This is a genomic window from Yoonia sp. (genome assembly GCF_036770585.1).
Lineage (GTDB): Bacteria > Pseudomonadota > Alphaproteobacteria > Rhodobacterales > Rhodobacteraceae > Yoonia.
In genome coordinates, this window is the sequence record NZ_DAIPIW010000033.1 from 1 (window position 1) to 20,096 (window position 20,096).

The 20,096-nt window shown below is 63.4% G+C and carries 20 protein-coding genes; 11 read left to right on the plus strand and 9 right to left on the minus strand.

Features of this window, described 5'->3' with window-relative positions; all coding sequences use genetic code 11:
- From leuS to holA, 3 genes are all read left to right on the plus strand, one after another.
- Nucleotides 1-2,406 (plus strand): leucine--tRNA ligase (leuS, locus tag V7N12_RS07815; RefSeq protein ID WP_333713845.1); only part of this gene is annotated, 2,406 nt, incomplete at its 5' end.
- Nucleotides 2,396-2,881, plus strand: coding sequence for a hypothetical protein (locus V7N12_RS07820; RefSeq protein ID WP_333713846.1), 486 nt, complete (start codon nt 2,396-2,398; stop codon nt 2,879-2,881). The genes leuS and V7N12_RS07820, both read left to right, overlap by 11 nt.
- A complete protein-coding gene (holA, locus tag V7N12_RS07825; RefSeq protein ID WP_333713847.1) occupies nt 2,878-3,900 on the plus strand; it encodes a DNA polymerase III subunit delta in 1,023 nt (340 codons plus the stop codon). Before V7N12_RS07820 ends, holA begins: the two co-directional genes overlap by 4 nt.
- A 12-nt stretch (nt 3,901-3,912) precedes the next feature.
- On the opposite strand, the gene V7N12_RS07830 is transcribed toward holA, so the two are convergent.
- From V7N12_RS07830 to V7N12_RS07840, 3 genes are all read right to left on the minus strand, one after another.
- Nucleotides 3,913-4,143: a hypothetical protein gene (locus V7N12_RS07830; RefSeq protein ID WP_333713848.1), complete on the minus strand. Its 231-nt coding sequence runs from the start codon at nt 4,141-4,143 to the stop codon at nt 3,913-3,915.
- Nucleotides 4,144-4,236: 93 nt separating this feature from the next.
- Entirely contained in the window at nt 4,237-4,890 is a 654-nt protein-coding gene (locus V7N12_RS07835) for a YjbF family lipoprotein (protein ID WP_333713850.1), read from the minus strand.
- Nucleotides 4,887-7,007, minus strand: a complete 2,121-nt coding sequence (locus tag V7N12_RS07840; protein WP_333713851.1) for a YjbH domain-containing protein — start codon at nt 7,005-7,007, stop codon at nt 4,887-4,889. The genes V7N12_RS07835 and V7N12_RS07840 overlap by 4 nt, the downstream gene beginning before the upstream one ends.
- A 204-nt stretch (nt 7,008-7,211) precedes the next feature.
- Between V7N12_RS07840 and V7N12_RS07845 the strand changes: the two genes are divergently transcribed.
- Nucleotides 7,212-7,802: a hypothetical protein gene (locus V7N12_RS07845; RefSeq protein WP_333713853.1), complete on the plus strand. Its 591-nt coding sequence runs from the start codon at nt 7,212-7,214 to the stop codon at nt 7,800-7,802.
- Here V7N12_RS07845 and V7N12_RS07850 read toward each other — a convergent pair.
- From V7N12_RS07850 to V7N12_RS07860, 3 genes are read right to left on the minus strand one after another with little or no spacing between them, the layout of a single operon-like run.
- A complete protein-coding gene (locus V7N12_RS07850; RefSeq protein ID WP_333713854.1) occupies nt 7,785-8,969 on the minus strand; it encodes a TIGR03862 family flavoprotein in 1,185 nt (394 codons plus the stop codon). The genes V7N12_RS07845 and V7N12_RS07850 overlap by 18 nt on opposite strands.
- 9 nt (nt 8,970-8,978) lie before the next feature.
- Entirely contained in the window at nt 8,979-9,587 is a 609-nt protein-coding gene (locus V7N12_RS07855; RefSeq protein WP_333713856.1) for an enoyl-CoA hydratase/isomerase family protein, read from the minus strand.
- Nucleotides 9,584-10,333, minus strand: a complete 750-nt coding sequence (locus tag V7N12_RS07860) for an SDR family oxidoreductase (RefSeq protein ID WP_443089945.1) — start codon at nt 10,331-10,333, stop codon at nt 9,584-9,586. Before V7N12_RS07860 ends, V7N12_RS07855 begins: the two co-directional genes overlap by 4 nt.
- A 129-nt stretch (nt 10,334-10,462) precedes the next feature.
- Here V7N12_RS07860 and V7N12_RS07865 point away from each other — a divergent pair, with 129 nt between their 5' ends.
- The 6 genes from V7N12_RS07865 to lpxK all read left to right on the plus strand — a co-directional run bounded on the left by V7N12_RS07865 (nt 10,463) and on the right by lpxK (nt 16,678).
- On the plus strand, nt 10,463-11,965 hold the full coding sequence (locus V7N12_RS07865; protein WP_333713858.1) for a DUF2125 domain-containing protein: 1,503 nt from the start codon (nt 10,463-10,465) through the stop codon (nt 11,963-11,965).
- A 120-nt stretch (nt 11,966-12,085) separates the two neighbouring features.
- On the plus strand, nt 12,086-13,432 hold the full coding sequence (locus V7N12_RS07870) for a TldD/PmbA family protein (RefSeq protein WP_333713860.1): 1,347 nt from the start codon (nt 12,086-12,088) through the stop codon (nt 13,430-13,432).
- Nucleotides 13,419-14,213 (plus strand): 3'(2'),5'-bisphosphate nucleotidase CysQ, encoded by a 795-nt coding sequence (locus V7N12_RS07875; protein WP_333713862.1) that lies wholly within the window; start codon nt 13,419-13,421, stop codon nt 14,211-14,213. The genes V7N12_RS07870 and V7N12_RS07875 overlap by 14 nt, the downstream gene beginning before the upstream one ends.
- Before the next feature lie 37 nt (nt 14,214-14,250).
- Nucleotides 14,251-14,484 (plus strand): DUF4170 domain-containing protein, encoded by a 234-nt coding sequence (locus V7N12_RS07880; RefSeq protein ID WP_333713864.1) that lies wholly within the window; start codon nt 14,251-14,253, stop codon nt 14,482-14,484.
- A gap of 11 nt (nt 14,485-14,495) precedes the next feature.
- Complete coding sequence (locus tag V7N12_RS07885; protein WP_333713865.1) at nt 14,496-15,692, plus strand: 3-deoxy-D-manno-octulosonic acid transferase; 1,197 nt, start codon at nt 14,496-14,498, stop codon at nt 15,690-15,692.
- A complete protein-coding gene (gene lpxK / locus V7N12_RS07890; RefSeq protein ID WP_333713866.1) occupies nt 15,692-16,678 on the plus strand; it encodes a tetraacyldisaccharide 4'-kinase in 987 nt (328 codons plus the stop codon). The genes V7N12_RS07885 and lpxK overlap by 1 nt, the downstream gene beginning before the upstream one ends.
- Here the strand turns inward: lpxK and V7N12_RS07895 are convergent.
- From V7N12_RS07895 to V7N12_RS07905, 3 genes are read right to left on the minus strand one after another with little or no spacing between them, the layout of a single operon-like run.
- Entirely contained in the window at nt 16,675-17,796 is a 1,122-nt protein-coding gene (locus V7N12_RS07895; protein WP_333713867.1) for a CaiB/BaiF CoA transferase family protein, read from the minus strand. The genes lpxK and V7N12_RS07895 overlap by 4 nt on opposite strands.
- A 26-nt stretch (nt 17,797-17,822) precedes the next feature.
- Nucleotides 17,823-18,440, minus strand: coding sequence for a DsbA family protein (locus V7N12_RS07900; RefSeq protein ID WP_333713868.1), 618 nt, complete (start codon nt 18,438-18,440; stop codon nt 17,823-17,825).
- A gap of 3 nt (nt 18,441-18,443) precedes the next feature.
- Entirely contained in the window at nt 18,444-18,968 is a 525-nt protein-coding gene (locus tag V7N12_RS07905; protein WP_333713870.1) for a DUF721 domain-containing protein, read from the minus strand.
- A gap of 121 nt (nt 18,969-19,089) precedes the next feature.
- On the opposite strand from V7N12_RS07905, the gene V7N12_RS07910 reads away from it, so the two are divergent.
- Nucleotides 19,090-20,088: an A/G-specific adenine glycosylase gene (locus tag V7N12_RS07910; RefSeq protein WP_333713883.1), complete on the plus strand. Its 999-nt coding sequence runs from the start codon at nt 19,090-19,092 to the stop codon at nt 20,086-20,088.
- Nucleotides 20,089-20,096: the final 8 nt, after the last annotated feature.

The window sequence follows — 20,096 nt, forward strand, 5'->3', positions numbered from 1 at the left end:
ATCCACATGGGCCATGTGCGCAACTACACCATGGGCGACGTGATCGCGCGCTACAAACTGGCGACGGGCCACAACGTGCTGCACCCCATGGGCTGGGACGCCTTCGGGATGCCTGCGGAAAACGCGGCTATGGCTTCCGGCGGTCATCCCAAGGACTGGACCTATCAGAACATCGCCGACATGCGCGCGCAGATGAAACCGCTGGGCCTGTCCATCGACTGGAGCCGCGAATTCGCCACCTGCGATCCCGAATACTACGGCCAGCAACAGGCATTGTTCATCGACTTTCTGGAAAAGGGTCTGATCTACCGCAAGAAGGCGGTGGTGAACTGGGACCCCGTCGATATGACCGTGCTGGCGAATGAACAGGTGATCGACGGCAAGGGCTGGCGATCCGGTGCCGAGGTCGAACGCCGCGAGCTGGTGCAGTGGTTCTTCAAGATTTCCGACTATTCCGAAGAACTGCTCGACGCCATCGACGGGCTGGATCACTGGCCCGCCAAGGTCAAACTGATGCAGGCCAACTGGATCGGCAAATCGCGCGGCTTGCAGTTCAGTTTCGACCGCACCGATGGCGGCCGGATCGAGGTCTATACCACCCGCCCCGACACGCTGATGGGCGCCTCGTTCATCGGCATCTCGCCCGATCACCCGCTGGCCAAGGAACTGGAGGCGAAAGACGACAAGGTCGCCGCCTTCTGCGCCCAATGCCGCAAGGGCGGCACCACCGCCGAGGCGATCGAGAAGGCCGAGAAGCTGGGCCATGACACCGGCCTGACGGTCAGGCACCCGCTTGCGGGCCAGCCCGACCTGCCGGTCTATATCGCCAACTTCATCCTGATGGATTACGGCACCGGTGCCATCTTCGGCTGCCCCGCCCACGACCAGCGCGACCTCGATTTCGCGCGTAAATACGGGCTGCCGGTGATCAGCACCTATGTGCCCGCAAACGGCGAGGACATCACCCTGCCCGAGCATGGCGGCGAGGCCTATGTGCCGCCCAAATCCGAGAAAGTGGACTACATTCGCGGCTTTGCAGGCGAAAAGGTGCAGAGCGGTGACGATGGAATCGCCACGGCTATCGCCTTTGCCGAAGCGCATGGGTTCGGCCAGGGCGTGACCAAGTTCCGCCTGCGTGACTGGGGCCTTTCGCGCCAACGCTACTGGGGCTGCCCGATCCCTGTCGTGCATTGCGACACCTGTGGCGTGGTCCCCGAGAAGAAAGAGAACCTGCCCGTCGCACTGCCCTATGACGTGACATTCGACACGCCGGGCAACCCGCTCGACCGTCATCACACATGGCGCGATTGTGCCTGCCCGTCCTGCGGTGCGCCTGCCAAGCGTGAAACCGACACGATGGACACTTTCGTGGATTCCTCGTGGTATTACGCCCGCTTCACCGCGCCAGGGGCCGAAACGCCGACCAGCATGGATGATGCCGCCTACTGGATGAACGTCGATCAGTATATCGGCGGCATCGAACACGCGATCCTGCACCTGCTTTACAGCCGCTTCTTCGCCCGCGCGATGCATATGACCGGCCACCTGCCCGCCAGCGCGTCCGAACCCTTTGATGCGCTGTTCACGCAAGGGATGGTGACGCATGAAATCTACCAGACCCGCGACGCCAAGGGCCGCCCCGTCTATCATCTGCCCGAGGATGTGCAGGACGGCAAACTGGCCGACGGGACTGCGGTCGAGATCATCCCTTCGGCCAAGATGTCGAAGTCCAAGAAGAACGTGGTCGATCCCGATGATATTCTGGCGAAATACGGTGCCGATACCGCCCGCTGGTTCGTCCTGTCCGACAGCCCGCCCGAACGCGATGTGGAATGGACCGCAGCAGGGGCCGAAGCGACCTACAAGCACCTCGCCCGCGTCTATCGTCTGGCTTGCCAGATCGCCGAAATGGGTGACGCGGCGGGCGCGGATGATGCAGAGCTGACCCGCGCGATGCACAAGGCGATCCATGACGTGACCATGGGGATCGAGACTTTCGGCTTCAACGCGGCCATCGCCAAGCTATATGCCTTTACCAATACGCTGGCCAAGTCGGACGCCGGTGGCGCCGCCAAGCGCCGCGCGATGCTGACGCTGGCACAGTTGATGTCCCCCATGACCCCGCATCTGTCCGAAGAAATCTGGGCCATGCTGGGCGGTGCGGGCCTGATCGCGACGACGCCCTGGCCGGTTGCGGACCAAGCGATGCTGGTCGAGGATACCGTGACCATGCCGATCCAGATCAACGGCAAGCGCCGGACGGAAATTCAGGTTCCCGCCGATGCCAGCAAAGAGGCGGTGACAGAGATCGCATTGGCCCTCGATGTGGTGCAGAATGCGCTTGGGGGGAAAGCCCCAAAGAAACTGATCGTCGTTCCGGGACGGATTGTGAACATTGTCATCTGATCGCCTGACCCGCCGTTTCGCCTGCCTTGGCCTTCTGGGGCTGGCCGGCTGCGGGTTTGCGCCGGTCTATGGCAACGGCCCCGCGACCAGAGGACAGTTCGCGTTCCAAACGGACGAAAGCGTCATCGGCTTCCAGCTTGGCACGCGGCTAGGAGAGCGGCTCGGCGCTGCGTCCTCGCCGCGCTATGTGCTGAAGGTGGCCGTCCGGACCTCGGAACGGGCCGCTGCCATCACTGCCGCGGGCGATACGGTGCGCCTGAACATCATCGGTGTGGCCGACTGGTCCATCGTCGAAAGTGCGAGCGGCGCGCAGCTGTTCACCGACCGGACCGAGGCCTTTACCAGCTACGCCGCCACAGGGTCCACGGTTGCCACGCAAACCACGCAGGACGATGCACGCACACGGCTGGGGATCATCCTTGCGGATATGATCGTGACACGGGTTCTTGCCCTGTCCGAGACGCTCGACCCATGAAGCTGACAGGGGCGGCAGCGGGAAACTATTTCCGGAAACCCGATCCGGCGCATACGGCCTTGCTGATCTTCGGCGCCGATCCGATGCGGGTTGCCGACAAACGCAGTCAGGTCATCAGTGCCCTGATCGGGCCGCAGGGCGAGGAAGAGATGCGGCTGGCGCGGATCGATGCCGCCGACCTGCGCAAGGATCCCGCGATGCTTGGCGATGCGATCAAGGCACAGGGGTTCTTTCCCGGGCATCGGGTGGCCTTTGTCGAGGACGCGACCGATGGTCTGGCCAAGGTGATCGAGACCGCCCTGTCCGATTGGCGGCACGGCGATGCACAAGTGGTGATCACAGCGGGGCAACTCACCGCGAAATCGGCGCTGCGCAAGGTGATCGAGGGCCATCCCAATGCGGTGGCAATCGGGCTTTACGACGACCCGCCCAGCATCGCGGACATCGAACAGGCGATCACGGATGCGGGTATTGCCCGTCCCGACCGCGATGTGATGGAACTGCTGGTCACGCTTGCCAATACGCTCGAACCGGGGGATTTCCGGCAAACGCTGGAAAAGATCAGCCTCTACAAGATCGGCGACGCGACACCGCTGACGCTTGAGGACGTGGCGGCGAATGCCCCGCAGTCGGCGGATGCGGATGTGGACGATGTGCTGGACGCGGTGACGGACGGGCAGGACGCACGGCTCGGGCCGCTTTTGCGCAACTTGGCGGCGCAGGGTGTCCTGCCGGTGACGCTGTGCATCATGGCGACGCGGCATTTTCGGCGGTTGCATACCGTCGCCTCGGACCCCGGCGGGGCGGCTTCGGGCGTCGGACGCTTGCGCCCGCCGGTCTTCGGTCCAAGGCGGGACCAGATTGTCAGACAGGCAGGTCATTGGGGCCGTGACAGGCTGGAAAAGGCGCTGACGGCGCTGACCGACCTTGACCTGCAACTGCGGTCTGCGCAGAACGCCCCACCAGCCGCGCTGATGGAGCGGACCCTGATCAGGCTTGCGATGATGGGGCGGCGCTAGCGCGTGATCCGATCAGCGCAGGCGGATGGTATCGTCGTCGTCACCCGAGCTTGCCACCAGCACCAGGGCCGCAAGGATACCGACCACGATGATCGCAGGGCTGATCGACGAACCGGCAGGGGCCACTTCTTCGACAACCACGACAGGTGCTTCCATGATCTGATCGGCCATACCGCCAGCGAAACCAGCGGTCCCGGCGACGGCAATAGCCGCAGCACTTGCGAGTGTTTTTGCAATACGCATTGACTTGTTCTCCAATTCAAACTGTCCCGGAAGGCCGTTTTCCGGCCCCCCTTGGACATTTAACCACAAAAAGGGCCCCGGGCACCAGAACCGCTAGAAAGCGTCCAGTTGCAGATAGCCCGCATCCGGCGACACCGCCTGAAGGCTGCGAATGATGCTGCGGTTGGCATCCATCCAGTAGACATTGGTCAAGGTCAGCCCGTCGCTGCGGCACAGTTCCTCAAAGCGGATGGCAGGTATGCTTTGCCCCAGCCGGGTGACGGGCTCGGCGCCCTTGATCTCGATCGTGCAGTCGAGGCGGTATTGCGTGATCTGGTCCTGATCGGTGAGAAAGTCATGCACGCGCACCGATGTGCCACCGCCCTGCTGGATCGCGTTGACGGTCTGGCGCGCATCCGCCCCCATCAGATCGCGCGGCAGTCCACGGGTCGCGACGACAACACCATCCTCGACCGTAACGCTGACACCGGAAGCACCGATCCACGTCGTGCGTGCGCCATTGGTGCCGACCGTCTGCAGACTGTCGAATGTCCCGATATCGCGGACATTGATCCGCAGGTATTTGCCGGGATTGTTCAGCAACTCTTCGTCGGGCACGGATGACGAACGTGGCGTCCGGACTTGGGTGTTGGTGTTGATGACCAGCCCCGCCGCCTGCGTCAGCAGATCGGGGTCGCCCTCCTGCTCGCCACATGCCACCAGTCCGGTGATGGCCATTCCGGCGAGAAATGCGTTGAAAACCTTCATCTCCAGTACCGCCCCCAGGTATCGGTCAGGTCCGCCTCATGGGCGCCCCTGACAATGTCATAAAGCCGACCACCCACGTTGAGCCTTGCGCCACCGTCGCCGTTGCGTGTCGAGAATCGTGCCGCATAGCTGCCTTGCGACGCGCGGCCCGTGAAGAAGTCCTGCGGCAAGGTGATCGAGATACCCTTGTTGTAGGATCCGTTGCCGAACTCTTCGTACGAGACCTCGGTCTGGGTGATGCTTGCCGCGATACGGATGCCATTGTCGTATTCGCGCGCGATTTCCAGCGTGGCACCCCAATCGCCGGCCAGATAGCGCCCGACATCGACCTGTGTGTGATAGCCGTTGCCAAGGTCGTAATAGGCCGAGATATGCCCCGTTGCGACCTGATAGTCGTATTCGTCAAAGCCGAACCACATATCCGTATTGCGCTGTGCCACGTAATTCAATTCGGCCCCGATCCCGAAGCGGCTGTCGACCGGTTTCCACAGCACCTCGGTCGAGACACCACCGAACATGCGTTCAAGATAGCCTGCGCTGACGCGGCTATAAAGATTGGTGCCCGGGCGGCCGTAGTGCGAGAACGTCAGCGATTGCAAGACCGGCAGACCATCATCGCCGTAGTCACCGCCATCGGTCCGCACGTTTTGCAGGTTCGGGGTGCTGTCCGGCCCGGGATCGCTGCCGTCATTGTTCACAAGGCTCTGCTGGATCGTGGCGTTGAACCCCATTTGCGGCGACAACCGATAAGAGGCATTCAGCGCCGCACCCGCATCGAACGAGATCGATCCGCCGCTCGCAAGGATCGGGTTAAGCCGGAAATACGGCGAAAAGCCCCAGGAGAATTGCGGCGTGAATTCGTTCACCGGCGTCAGACCCTCGGGGCCTCCGGCATCGACGAATGCGGTGCGCTGGCGCAGGGTTTCCGCGGCCCCCGCACGGTTTTCAAGCGACTCGATATCGCTGCGCATCACGCGAATGGCCGAAAGCGGGATGCCGCGGTCCATCTGTTCAAGCACGAAAACCTCGACCTGTGCGGGCATCGCCTGGGTCAGGATGCGCGAGATCCGCCCCATGGCCTGTGCATTCGACCGGAAGGCACCATTGGTAAAGCGGACACGTGCCGTATCCCCGTCGATATCCAGGGCCACAAGGTTCAGGCCTTCCGCGCGAAACGCCTGGACAAGGGCATTGCGGATCGCTGCTTCGCGGATCTGATCACCCCCCGTGGCTGCGGCACGTTCGGCGTCGGACCGGACACGCACAGGCAGGGGTGCGGATTCGATCCCGCTTTTGCCGGGGCGGGTATTGGCGTTGAGAAAGAACGACCCGGACACCGCAAGATTGTTCCCGTTCAGTGCGGCGGCCGTGAATTGCATCGCCTCGTTGGGCCGGTAGGTCACGCCGATGCTATAGGGGCTTTCTCCATCCAGTGCGGGGCTGTTGGGGTCCTGCGGATATGACAGCGTGGAATACTCGGCCACAACGCCCCAGCGGTCGTTGAACCGGTAATCCAGACCGCCGAAAAGCGCCGCATCACCGGCGAACCACTGGTCTGTCCCAAGCTGCCCGTCAGGTTCGCTGACGTCGAACACAGGACGCACGGCGCGGCTGGAAATCGGGTTGTCGAACCCGTCGCGCTGCGCCATTGCACCCCAGCCAAGGCCAGCGGTCACGGTCAGGTTGTCACCAATCGACTTGGTCGCAACGACATATTCCGATTGCAGCCGTCCCGGCGTCAGGAAGTCGCGCAGACCCACGGCGACCTCGGGCAGGTAGGTTCCTTCTTCGACAAGCGTCACCTGCAGGTCGAAGCCACGCTCGAAGACGTCTTCGTCGATATCCGTCGCCGCGCTGCCATAAAGATCGACAAGCGCGTTGCGGACCGAAGCGGACACACGGTCCGTCAATTGAAAGGTGAGAACGGTCTGGAACAGCCCGTCACGATAAGACAGCGTCGTCGCGAACGCCCCTTCGTCCGGTGTGTCGGCAGAAGGCATCTCGAGCAGCCCGGGTGTGCCGTAGAAGCTGTAGTTCGGCAGGCTGTCCTGCGCCGCAACCTGACCGGCCGCAGCCAAGGCGAAAACCGATACCGGCGTCCAAACCGCGATACGCATATACTGCTCCCTCAACCTGCCGCCTAGGCATAGCGCGTCAAAGCAGTCATTAAAACGAGGAATGGCGGTCTTGCTTGGATTTTTTTGTTCGCCGTAACCTCATATTCATGATATTCAGGTCATGGTTTTGCCATGTTTATTTCACACCGTTGCCGTTTTGTAGTTTGTTTCGACCCGATGATTGCGCATCATTGGATCAGTGACGTGCTTGCCCCCTGGTCCGATCAGGAAATCGCACCGCAGGCCAGCCGCCTGAAATCAACACCGTTTTTCAATGGGATGACCCCGGCAGAGGTCAAGTGCGCCTTTGACCGGCTTGATCTGGACTTCGCCGATTACCTGACGATCGGCATCGTGCAGAATCCCTTCAGTCGCATGGCGGCACTTTATGACCGGATTCGCAGTACGGATGCGCTCTGGCGTTTGAAGGCGCGTGTCGGATGGCAAGAGCCCGAATTCAACACATGGCTTGCATCCGGCCGTTGGGACGGCGGGGGTGTTCTGCCCCAGCTTTCGCCACGCTGGCGACGGCTAGGCGCGATGAGCACGCAAGAATGGTCCGGCGGGCTGATCAATAGCTTCGTGCGCACCGAATACACCGACGGCGACCTGCGCAAGGTGTTCAGGCAATTGGGCGTCATTCCGGCAATCGATCTGTCGGCGCGGCAGAAAAAGCACCGGTTCAAGGAAATGTTGCGCTATGACAGCAGGGCCGTCTCGGTGATCCAGCGGCACTTTGGGCAGGATCTGCGCCTTTACGGGGCGCTGGGCAGCCGCCTAGACCTTGCCGCCTGACGCAAAGGCGACCGCGCTTCGCCCCGCGATCCGTCCGGTCGCAAGGCATCCCGTGATCAGATAGCCGCCTGTCGGGGCCTCCCAGTCCAGCATCTCGCCCGCGCAGAACACGCCGGGCCGCCCGATCAGCATCAGCCCATCATCCAGGGCATCGAAACGGACGCCGCCTGCGGTCGAAATCGCCTCGTCCATCGGGCGCGGGCCGGTGTGGGCGACAGGCAGATGCTTGATCAGCCCCGCCAGATCATCGGGAAAGGGTCGTCCGAATTCAGACAAGAGCGCGAGGCGGACCGCATCCAGCCGCAAGACCGTGCGCAGGTGATTGGTCAGGCTGGCCTTGCCGCGCGGTCTGGCAAGGGCAGTGCTGACCTTTTGGGGCGACCAGTCGGGCACCAAATCCAGCGACAGCGGCGCACCCTCGCGGACGGCCCGGGCAATCATGTAGACGCCGCCCCCCTCGATCCCGTGCCTGGTCAGAACGAACTCGCCACGGGACTGGGCATCACCGGCCTGCAGCGCGACCGATTTGACCGGGGTGCCGAAATGTCGCGCCATATGTGGCGACCACGCGACCTCGAACCCCATATTCGCCGGCGCGAACGGGGCGACGGCATCCGGCATTTGCGCCGCCCAGCGCCCGTCAGAGCCAAGCCGCGACCAGCTTGCCCCACCCATGGCAAGGACCGTGACATCCGCCTGCACCTGCACTGGGCCATCGGGCGTCTCGAACCGGTGCGCCTCATCCGCCCAGCCTTGCCACCGCCAGCGCGTCTGCATCGTGACGCCAAGCCCCGAAAGCCGCGCCAGCCACGCCCGCAACAGCGGCGAGGCCTTCATCACCGTCGGAAACACGCGACCTGTCGAACCGGTAAAGAGCGGCTGGCCAAGCGCTTCGGCCCAGTCCATGACCTCTTTCGGGCCAAAATCACCAACGGCCTTGGCAAAGGCTGGCGGCAAAGGCTGGCCGTAGGCCGCAAGAAAGGCCGCCGCGTCTTCATCCTTGGTGATGTTCAGCCCCGACTTGCCCGCCATCAGGAACTTGCGCCCGACCGAAGGCATCGCATCCGCCACCATGACAGTGAGGCCGGCATCCGCCATCACCTCGGCGGCCATAAGGCCCGCAGGACCGGCCCCGATGACAATGGCCTGGGTGGTGACGGATCGCACGGGCTGCTCTTACCCTGCCATCTGCTTGATCGCGGCGATATGGTCGGGTGCTGCACCCGCCGCGTCCGCACCCAAGGCAAGCGCGGTGGTGCGCAAATCCTCGGGCGCGACGATCCGGTCGATCAGGCCCCAGGCCAGCGCGTCATCGGCTGTGATCTTCTGCCCTGCCATCAGGATCATTTTCGCGCGCGCAGGCCCGACCAACGCGCGCAGACGTGGCGGGTCCGAAGGTTGCGGAAGGAAGCCCAGCTTCATCACCGGATAAAAGAACTTGGCCGCAGGCACCGCAAGCCGAAGATCACAGGCAAGGACCATGCCAAAGGCGCCGCCCGCAACAGCGCCATTCAATGCCGCGATGGTCAGGCAAGGCAAAGCGGCAATCGCGGACGAGACCCTCTCCCACACCGGATCGGTCGCAAGGCCCGCGCGCGCGGCTTCGAGATCGGCCCCTGCGCTGAAAACGCTGCCGGTGCCGGTCAGGATGAACAGCTTTGCCTCGGTCGCCGCCTCGGCGATTTCGGCAATCGCGCCCAGCATATCGCGGGTCAGGGCACCGGCCTTGTCGGGTCGGTTGACGGTGACCGTCCAGACGGCCACGTCCCTATCGAGGTCGATCATGTCAGGCCGACCTTGCGGCGGATATCCTCGTCGCGCAGGCTGATGTCCTCGCCAAGAAACCCGTCCGCATCGGGTGTGCACATCCAGAGCATTGCCTGTGCCGGCCATTCGGGAGGGATGTGGACCGACCAGTCAAGCTGGCTGACCGGCCCGACCCCGGACGCCTTGATGGCGCGCTGCATCTCGGTCGCCACCGTCCCGGGCGACAGGCCAAGCACGCGCACGCCCTTGTCGCGCAGTTCCTTGTCGGCCGCGCGGGTCAACATGTAGACGGCCGCCTTCGAGCTGCAGTAGGCCGACCAGCCGTCCACCGGGTTGTGGGCCGCACCGCTGGAGATATTGATGATCGTCCCGCCACCTTGCGCGATCATGCCGGCAAGCACCGCATGCATGCCATGCATCACGCCCTTGACGTTGATGTCGATGGTCTTGGCCCAGGCTTCGGGATCGATTTCGGGCAATCGTCCCATCGGGGCGATGACGCCTGCGTTGTTCACCAGAATGTCGATGCCACCGAAGGTCTCGGCGGTCTTTTCGACGGCGGCGGCAACCTCGGCGTAGCGCGAGACATCACAGGGAATTGCAATGGCCTGCGCGCCGATTTCGCCCGCAAGTTCGGCGATGTCATGTGTGGACCGCGCAATCAGGGCGACATTGGCGCCAGCATCGGCGAAAGCCCGCGCAGCAGCCGCGCCGATCCCGCGACTTGCGCCTGTGACAAAGGCAGTTTTTCCGGACAGATCGATGTTTTTCACGCTGTTCCCTTTCGAAGTGACTTGTAGACGGGTAGCTAAGGATGGAACATAGCTGCGATGCTTTGGCATAGTAGACCCGCAAGGCGGGCATCAAAAGACACATTCAGAAAGGGATTTTTGATGAGACATTCGACACCTCTGCGCAACGCGGTTTGCGTCGCGGCACTTTTCGCCGGCGGGGCCGCCCAAGCGGACGTCACCGCGCTCGAGGTCTGGGAAAGCGTGAAGTCCCAGATGGAGATCTATGGCGAAGACGGGCTGAACATAGGGTCGGAAGAGGTATCAGGCGGCACTGTCACCGTCAGCGACATCGCCCTGACCTTCTCGGATGACGAGATCACCGCCGTGACCGAAATCGGTGACATGATCTTTACCGAGCAGGGCGACGGCACCGTTCTGGTCACGATGGCCGAATCCTATCCGATCGTGATCACCGGCGATGACGGTGTGGTCATCACGATCGACGTGACCCAAAGCAATTTCGCGCTTGTGGTCAGCGGTGACCCCGCGCGGATGAATTATGCGTTCACCGCCGACAGCTACGGGATCGACTTCCGCGATCTGGTCGACGGCGATGTCACGATCACGGGCGATGCCAGACTGATCGCATCCGATCTTTCCGGCAGCTACCTTGTGACCGAAGGCGAGATGCGCGAGATCGCCTCGGATATCGCGATCAGAACCGTGGATGTGCTGGTCGACTTTCAGGTTCCGGGCGGGGCGGGCGAGTATGTGACCGCCGCCGCCAAGATCAACGGTCTGACATCCTCGGGTATCGCGACAATTCCGGCCGATGCCGATTTCGAGGATCCCGACACGCTGTTGATGTCCGGCTTCGGCTTCAGCGGCGGTTATGAGATCACCGACGGAAGCTACGTCTTCGATATCAACGCCGATGGCGATCAGGCCTCTGGGTCGGTCAGCACAGGTGCTGTTTCGCTGAGCGGCGAGTTCAATGCACAGACCCTCGCCTACGAAAGCAGCACGCAGGATATCGCGGCGAATTTTCTGATCAGTGAGTTCCCGCTGCCGATCGACATATCCGCGGCGCAATATGGCGTGACCTTCCGGATACCGGTGGGCATGACCGAAGAACCCGCACCTTTCGCCTTCGGTTTCGATCTGGTCGATCTGAACGTCAGCGAGATGGTCTGGGATATCTTCGATGCAGGTGGCGTCCTTCCGCGTGATCCTGCAACGCTGCAAATCGCGATTTCGGGCACGGCCAAGGTGCTGCTCGATCTGCTCGATCCGGCGAATGCTGCGGCCCTCGACGGCCAAGAGCCGCCTTTCGAACCCGAGTCCATCACGCTCGATACCTTCCGCATCTCGGCTGTTGGTGCGTTGATCACAGGTGGCGGTGCGTTCACCTTCGACAATACCGACACCCAGACATTCGCCCCGATGCCCCGCCCCGAAGGCTCGGCAAACGTCGAAATCACGGGCCTGAACGCCCTGCTCGACAATCTGGTTGCCATGGGGCTGGTTCCTGCGGACCAGATCATGGGTCCGCGGATGATGATGGGGATGTTCGCGCGGGCGACAGGCCCCGACCAGATGGCGGTCGAGCTTGAGGTGACGCCAAACGGGCAGGTCAATGTGAACGGCAACCGCGTTCGCTGACCTTATCGGTATCCGGAAAAGGGCGCGGGTGGAGAAACCCGCGCCCTTTGCTTTTGCGCCCGGCGGTCTTGCGGCCATGTCCGGGCGGCACTAGGTCTTGTCGCACCAAAGGATCCCATCATGACACCCTCGCTTTCCGATCTCTCCGCGCAAATTCTGGCTGCTGCCCGCAAGGCGGGCGCCGATGCGGCAGATGCCATCGCCGTTGACGGAACCTCTGTTTCGATCACCGTGCGCGAAGGTGCGCTGGAACAGGCGGAACGGTCCGAAGGCATCGACATCGGATTGCGGGTGTTTGTCGGGCAACGGCAGGCTTGTGTGTCCTCGTCGGATGCCAAGCCGGACACGCTGCGCCAGATGGCCGAACGTGCGGTGGCCATGGCAAGGGAAGCGCCCGAAGACCCCTACGCCGGCCTTGCCGAGCCAAGCCAGCTTGCCCGCGATACCGACACGGGCCGTCTGTCGCTTTACGATCCCCGCGAGGAACCCGACCCTGCCGCCCTGCAAGAGGACGCGCTTCGGGCCGAGGCAGCGGCGCTGCGCAACAAGAACGTCAGTCAGGTGCAATCGGCCTCGGCCGGATACGCGCGGCGTTCGGTCCACCTTGCGGCGACGAACGGCTTTTCGGCGGGCTATGCGAAGACGGACAGGGGACTGTCCTGCGTCGCGATCAGCGGCACAGGCACGGGGATGGAACGCGACTATGACTACGACAGCCGCGTCTTTCAGGCCGACTTGCGCGATGCGGATGCGATCGGCACCCGCGCCGCTGCCCGCGCCGTGGAACGTATCGGGGGGCGCAAGCCCAAGACCGGCGCCTATCCGGTCATCTTCGACGAGCGTGTGGCCAGCACCCTGATCGGCAGCCTGCTGCAGGCCACGAATGGCGCTGCGATTGCGCGGGGCTCCAGCTGGTTGCGTGACGCCTTGGGCAAACAGGTCTTGCCGTCCGGTCTGTCCGTCATCGAGGACCCGCACCGCCCGCGTGTCACCGGCTCGCGCCTTTTCGATGCCGAAGGCTTGCCGACCGCCAGCCGCGCGATTGTCGAGGACGGGGTGCTGACCGGCTGGACGCTCGATCTGGCGACGGGCCGCAAGCTGGGACTGGCAAGCACGGCGAACGCGGCACGCGGCACCGGCGCGCCGCCGTCACCCGGTCTGACCAACGTCGCGCTGACCCAAGGCGACCAAAGCCGCGACGACCTGATCCGCGACATGGGCACCGGGCTTCTGATCACCTCGATGATAGGTGCGACAATCAATCCCAATACCGGCGATTATTCGCGCGGCGCTGCCGGTTTCTGGGTCGAGAACGGGCAGGTGACCTATCCTGTCAACGAATGCACCGTCGCGGGCAATCTGCGCGACATGCTGATGACGATTGTTCCGGCCAACGACGCGCAGACCCATCTGTCGCGCGTGGTGCCGTCGCTGCTGGTCGAAGGGCTGACACTTGCAGGAGAGTGACGTCGCGCTTCTGCAAGCGGCGGCACGCCATGCAGGTGACATCGCCCTGTCCTATTTCAAGCGAAATCCCGATGTGACCGACAAGCCGGACGGTGCGGGGCCGGTGACCGCCGCCGACCTTGCCGTGAACGCAATGCTGGAAAGCATGCTGCAAGCGGCGCGGCCCGACTATGGCTGGTTGTCCGAAGAGACCGAGGACACCCCGGCCCGCCTCTCGACGCGGCGTCAGTTCGTGATCGATCCGATCGACGGCACCCGCGCCTTCATCGACGGAAGCAATGACTGGGCACATTCGCTCGCGATTGTCGAAGACGGGGTGCCGGTGGCGGCTGCCGTCTATCTGCCGGTGCATGGCATGATGTTTTCAGCCGGACGCGCGGCTGGCGCGACGTTGAATGGCGGCGCGATCAACGTCTCGGCGCCCGCGCGTCTGGAAGATGCCGTGGTGCTGGGCACCAAGGTCAATTTCGACGGACGCCACTGGAAAGACGGAACGCCGCCCCCTGTCAAACGCGCCTTCCGGGCGTCGCTGGCCTACCGCTTGTGCCTTGTTGCGCAGGGGCAGTTCGACGGCATGATCACCCTGCGACCCACTTGGGAATGGGACATCGCCGCCGGTGCCCTGATCGCCGCCGAGGCGGGGGCCGTCGTCACCGATCCCGCTGGCAAGGCCTTGCGCTTCAACAACCCCGAACCCAAGGTTCCCGGTGTCCTGATGGGTGGGGCCATGCTGCACGGATCACTGGCCGCACATCTTGAGGCTTCGCCGCCGAAGACCTAGAGTGCGCGCAGGTCCTAACCAACCGAAGGTATTCCCCATGACACAGCGCCTGCATCTCGTTTTTGGCGGCGAGTTGATCGATCCAAGCAAGAATGCCTTCAAGGACGTCGAGGATATCGACATCGTCGGCATCTTTCCCGACTACGCGACAGCCTACAACGCGTGGAAATCCGCCGCCCAGCGCACCGTGGACAACGCCCACATGCGCTATTACATCGCGCATCTTCACCGCCTTCGGGATGAAGAGCGCGAAGACTCTTCAGGGCAGTAGGCGATCACGGGATGGCCACCTCCCTGACGATTGCCGCCTATCTGGCCGGTCTGGGATCGGGGCATCGCAAATCCGGGGTCATCGCGCCTGCACCACGACCGGAAGGAACGGTCATCTGGGTCCGCTGCAGCGACAGGGATCAGCTGAACGCCGTCGCCTCGCTGCAACGCAAGCTGACGGCCCATGGCGATCCCTTGCATTTTGTCACGACCGTTCCGGAATTGACCCGCCGCGACGCAAGGCGTGCCCTGCCGCAGCCTGTCGGACGGGCGGAAACCAAAGAGTTTCTGGACTACTGGCAACCGGTCATGTCGATCTGGGTGGGCGGCGATCTGGACACCCGCCTTCTGGCGGAACTGCGCAATGCCAACGTCCGCAACATGATGGTCGATGCGACGGCCGACGGACTGGACAAGATCTCGGGGCGTTGGGTGCCGGGCGCGATGCGGTCGGTGCTGAACCAGTTCGAGGCGATCCTTGCCCTCGACGAAGCCCATGCCGAACGGTTGGTCCGCGCCGGGGCCAGCAAGGAGGTCACAATCGTGACGGGCGCCATGGAAGACTGCGCACCCGCCCTGCCCTATAGCGAGACCGAGAGAACCGAAGTCGTCGCCTTGCTTGAATCGCGTCCGGTCTGGCTTGTCGCCAACGCCGATCCCGAAGAGGCGGTAGCACTTGCCAAGGCCCAGAAAGAGGCAAGCCGCCGCGCACACCGCCTGTTGATGATCGCGGTCCCGAAAGACATCCGCCTTGTCGCACCGCTTTGTGCCAGCCTCGAAGCACTCGGGCTGAACGTCGCGCTCCGCTCGGAAACGGACCGGCTGCTCGACTCGCATCAGGTCTATCTGGTCGATACCGAGGAAGAACTGGGGCTGTGGTATCGCATTGCACCGCTGAGCTATATCGGCGGAACGCTGGCCGGATCGGGATGCAGCGATCCGTTCGAGGCGATCACGCTGGGCTCTGCCGTGATCTATGGACCGCAGGTCGCGCCGTTCCAGAAAAGCGCGAACAGGCTCAACGCTGCGGGCGGCGCGGTCCTGATCCGCAATGCAAACGATCTTGGCGGCGCGGTCGAGCGGTTGCTGGCGGCGGACAAGGCCGCCGCACAGGCGCATGTGGCATGGGATGTGGCCACGCAGGGGGCGAATGTCACCAACCGCATCGCGGCCTATATCCAGTTGCGACTAGAGGAACTGGCGGTCTGATGCGCGCGCCGCTTTTCTGGTTCACCCCACCTGACCGGCCCGCTTGGCAGGCGCGCCTGCTGGCCCCGCTTGCCGCCCTCTACAGCTTTGCAACCGCCCGCCGCGTCGCCCAAGCCCCGCGCCACCGCGCGGGCGTTCCGGTCATCTGCATCGGCAACCTCAACGCGGGCGGCACCGGCAAGACACCGACCACGATCGCGCTGATCGATCGCCTGTGCGCGCGGGGACACAGTCCGCATGTGGTCTCGCGCGGGTATGGCGGAACGCTGGCGGGTCCGGTTCGGGTCGACGAGCGCAGGCACAAGGCCGCGGAAACCGGGGACGAGCCGCTGTTGCTGGCCGCCTTTGCGCCCACATGGGTGGCCAAGGACCGTGCCGCAGGCGCAAAGGCCGCCGAGGCGGCGGGGGCCGACGTCATTCTCTTCGATGACGGTTTTCAGAACCCCGATGTGGCCAAGGATCTGTCGATTGTCGTCGTCGATGCCTTGCGCGGTTTCGGCAATGGCCGCGTCATTCCTGCGGGCCCCTTGCGCGAAACCGTCCGGCAAGGGCTGGCCCGCGCGGACCTTGTCTTGTCGATCGGCCCGCCTGCCGCGCAGGACCGCTTTGCCGCTGACTGGCGGTTCGGCATCCCGCATCTGCAAGGCCACCTTGCACCGCTGCCGACCGGCATGCCGTGGCGCGACCTCAAACTTCTGGCCTTTGCGGGCATCGGCAATCCCGAGAAATTCTTTTTCACCTTGCGCGACATGGGCGCCAATCTGGTCCATGGCGAGGCGCTGGGGGATCACCAGCCGCTGACCGACGCGCTGATGAAACGGCTGGAGATCGAGGCCGCAGCACGGCGCGCGCAACTTGTGACGACGGAAAAGGACGCAGTGCGCCTTCCGGCTGCCTTTCGCGCCAAGGTTCTGACCCTGCCGGTGCGTTTGCAACTGGTGGATTGGGCCCCTGTCGACAGCGCATTGGAAAGACTGGGGCTTTAGTCCAGCAGGTCCTGATGCTTGCCAAGGCGGGGCGAGGGGTCCTGCCGGGCCTCTTTCTCGCCGGTGAAGGTGATCGGCAACCGCACCGACGGCACCCCGTCAAGGTCGATCCGCATCCCGCGATGGATCACTTGCGGGTCGGCGAAAGCCTCGGCCATGTTGTTGATCGGGCCTGCGGGCACGCCATAGCTTTCACAACCGGCAAGCAGGTCTTGCTTGCTGCGCTTCATGGTTTCGGCCGTCAGCAGGTCGGTCAGCACCTCGCGGTTGCGCAGGCGTGCCGTGTTGGTGGCATAGGCGGGGTCCGTCCCGAGATCGGGGACGCCCAAAAGCTCGCAAAAGTGGCGGTATTGGCTGTCGTTTCCAACAGCGACGATGATATGCCCGTCCGCGCAGTCGAAGACCTGATAGGGCATGATGTTGGGATGGGTGTTGCCCGCGCGCTGCGGCGCGGTGCCGGTGGCCAGATAGTTCATCGCCTGATTGGTCATGATCGCGGTCGCGACATCCAGCAGGGCCATGTCGATATGCTGGCCTTTGCCGGTCGTCTGGCGCTGATGCACGGCCGCAAGGATCCCCGTGCAGGCATAGATGCCGGTGAAAAGATCGGTCACGGCAACCCCGACCTTCTGCGGCTGACCCGCCGGATCACCGGTCACCGACATCAGGCCGGACATCCCCTGCACGATAAAGTCGTAACCCGCCCGCTTTGCATAGGGTCCGGTCTGGCCGAAGCCCGTGATCGAACAATAGATCAGGCGCGGGTTCACCGCCGAGAGGCTGGCATAATCGAGACCGTATTTGGCCAGACCGCCGACCTTGAAATTCTCGAGCAGGATATCGGCATCGGCCACCAGTGTCCGGACCTGCGCCTGTCCCTCGGGCGTGCGCAGATCGATGACGACCGATTTCTTGCCGCGATTGCAGCAATGGAAATAGGCGGCACTTTCGGCGCCGTCATGGGTGATGAAGGGCGGCCCCCATTGGCGGGTGTCGTCGCCTTGGGGGCTTTCGATCTTGATCACCTCGGCACCGAGGTCGGCCAATGTCTGTCCGGCCAGCGGGCCCGCAAGGACCCGCGCCAGTTCGATGACCTTCAGACCTGCAAGAGGCTGCATGTGATTCTCGCTTGTGGACAGGCTGGTCAGCCCAGTTTCTCGTCCAGAATAGCAGCGAAATCATCATAGGCCATGTTCGCGTATTTCTGGCCGTTGATCATGAAGGACGGCGTGCCGGTGATCCCGTCACGCTCGGCGTTTGCCTGATACCAGTTGAACAGCGTCTCGGCCTTGGCGGCATCGCTGAGGCAGGCATCAAGGCTTGCGTCATCCAGACCGACGGTCTTGGCCATGCGCCGCAGCTCTTCGACGATGATCGCCGGATCGCCCGAGCCAAGCCAGGCCCGCTGCTGTTCATAAAGCAACGAGGTGAAGGCGAAGAAGAAATCCTGATCGCCGGGGCAACGCGCGATCATCGAGGCCCAGAGGCCGGGGCGGTCGAAGTAAACCTCGCGGTAGACAAAGCGGACCAAGCCGGTGTCGATATAGTTCGCCTGCAACGCCGGAAGCTGGTTGGCGTGGAAGGACGCGCAATGCGGGCAGGTGTAGGATGCGTATTCGATCACCTCGACGCTCGCCTCGGCGCTGCCGCGCACCATTTCGACAACTTCGCGACCTTCGGCCTCTTGCGCGAATGCTAGCCGGGGGATCGTGCCCGCGATCATTGCACCGCCACCTGCGGCCAAGAGAGTTCTGCGTTTCATAATCTACCTCTGATCAGGATTCTGTTTGTTGCTGTTCAAGACGTTTGCGCCGAGGGCCGCAAGGGCCGATCGCAAGGCGTCGCTTTCGATCCCGCCAGAAAGGTCCAGCGCCGCCGCTTGCATCTGGGGTGTCGGTTGTTTGGGGGTTTTCGGCTTGTGATCGAATGCCGCGCGTCCTTCGGCAAAGCCGGTCGGTGCGGTTTGCGTGATCCGGACACGGGCAATCGCACGGTATCCATAGCAGGCGTTGACCTTCTCGCGGATCTGCTCTTTTTGCATCTCCAGCATGGGTGCCTGCGCGCCGGTCGTCAAAAGCGTCAGGGTCGCCCCCATACCGCCCTTGGTGAAACTGACATCCACCGGCGTGGCAATGGCTGCGATTGCATCGCCCACGACTTCGGCCCAATGGGTCAGCAGGCGCGTTTCGGCAAAACCGCGACCCTCGCTGGCCTTGCGGATGCTGCCTTGCATCAACGTCGCCGCACGGGAAAAACCGCGCGTGGTCTTGGTTTGGCGTGGCGCTTTCATGTCCGAGCTTTACTCTATGCCAAGCGACGCGCCAAGTAAGGGCCGAAGAGTGACGGAGGAATAAAGATTGCGTGACCTCAGTGCGCAGCTTCTGGCGTGGTACGACGTGCACGCACGCGAGATGCCATGGCGCGTCGGCCCCGCGCTTCGCAAGGCGGGGGTGCCGCCCGACCCCTATGCGGTCTGGCTGTCCGAGGTGATGTTGCAGCAGACCACCGTTGCAGCCGTGCGCGACTACCACGCAAGGTTCCTGTCGATCTGGCCCACAGTCGCCGATCTTGCCGCAGCCGAGGACGCAGAGGTCATGGCCGCTTGGGCGGGGCTTGGCTATTACGCGCGGGCGCGCAACCTGCTGAGATGTGCCCGCGCGGTGGTTGCGGATCATGGCGGCGTCTTTCCTGACACCTATGATGCACTGCTGCAATTGCCCGGCATCGGCCCCTATACCGCTGCGGCGGTCGCCGCGATTGCCTTCGACCGCCCCGAAACCGTCGTCGATGGCAATGTCGAACGGGTGATGGCGCGGCTTCACGACGAACACAGACCGCTTCCTGCCGCCAAACCGATCCTGACGGCCTTTGCGAAAGAACTGACACCAGACAAGCGCGCAGGCGACTATGCACAGGCGGTGATGGATCTTGGCGCGACGATCTGCACCCCGCGCAGCCCGGCCTGCGGGATCTGCCCGTGGCGCGATCCCTGCAAGGCGCGGGTGGCAGGCACGGCCCCCGAGCTTCCGAAGAAAACCCCCAAGAAGGCCACACCAACGCGGTTCGGCATCGTCTATGTCGCCCGCCGCGCCGACGGCGCATGGCTGCTGGAAACTCGCCCCGAAAGCGGGCTGTTGGGAGGGATGCTTGGCTGGCCGGGGTCGGACTGGTCGGATGACCCGAAACCCGATCCGCCGCTCGACGCCGATTGGACCCTGCTGGACGAAGAGGCCCGCCACACCTTCACCCACTTTCATCTGCGCCTGAAAATCATGTGCGCGCGGCTTCCGCTGGCGGCCAAACCGGCAAGGGGCAGGTTCATCCCGGCGGCGGAATTCTCGCCTGCTGCCCTGCCGACCGCGATGCGCAAGGTTTTCGATCTGGCACATGCGACGTTACGAGAGAATTGAGTTACCGG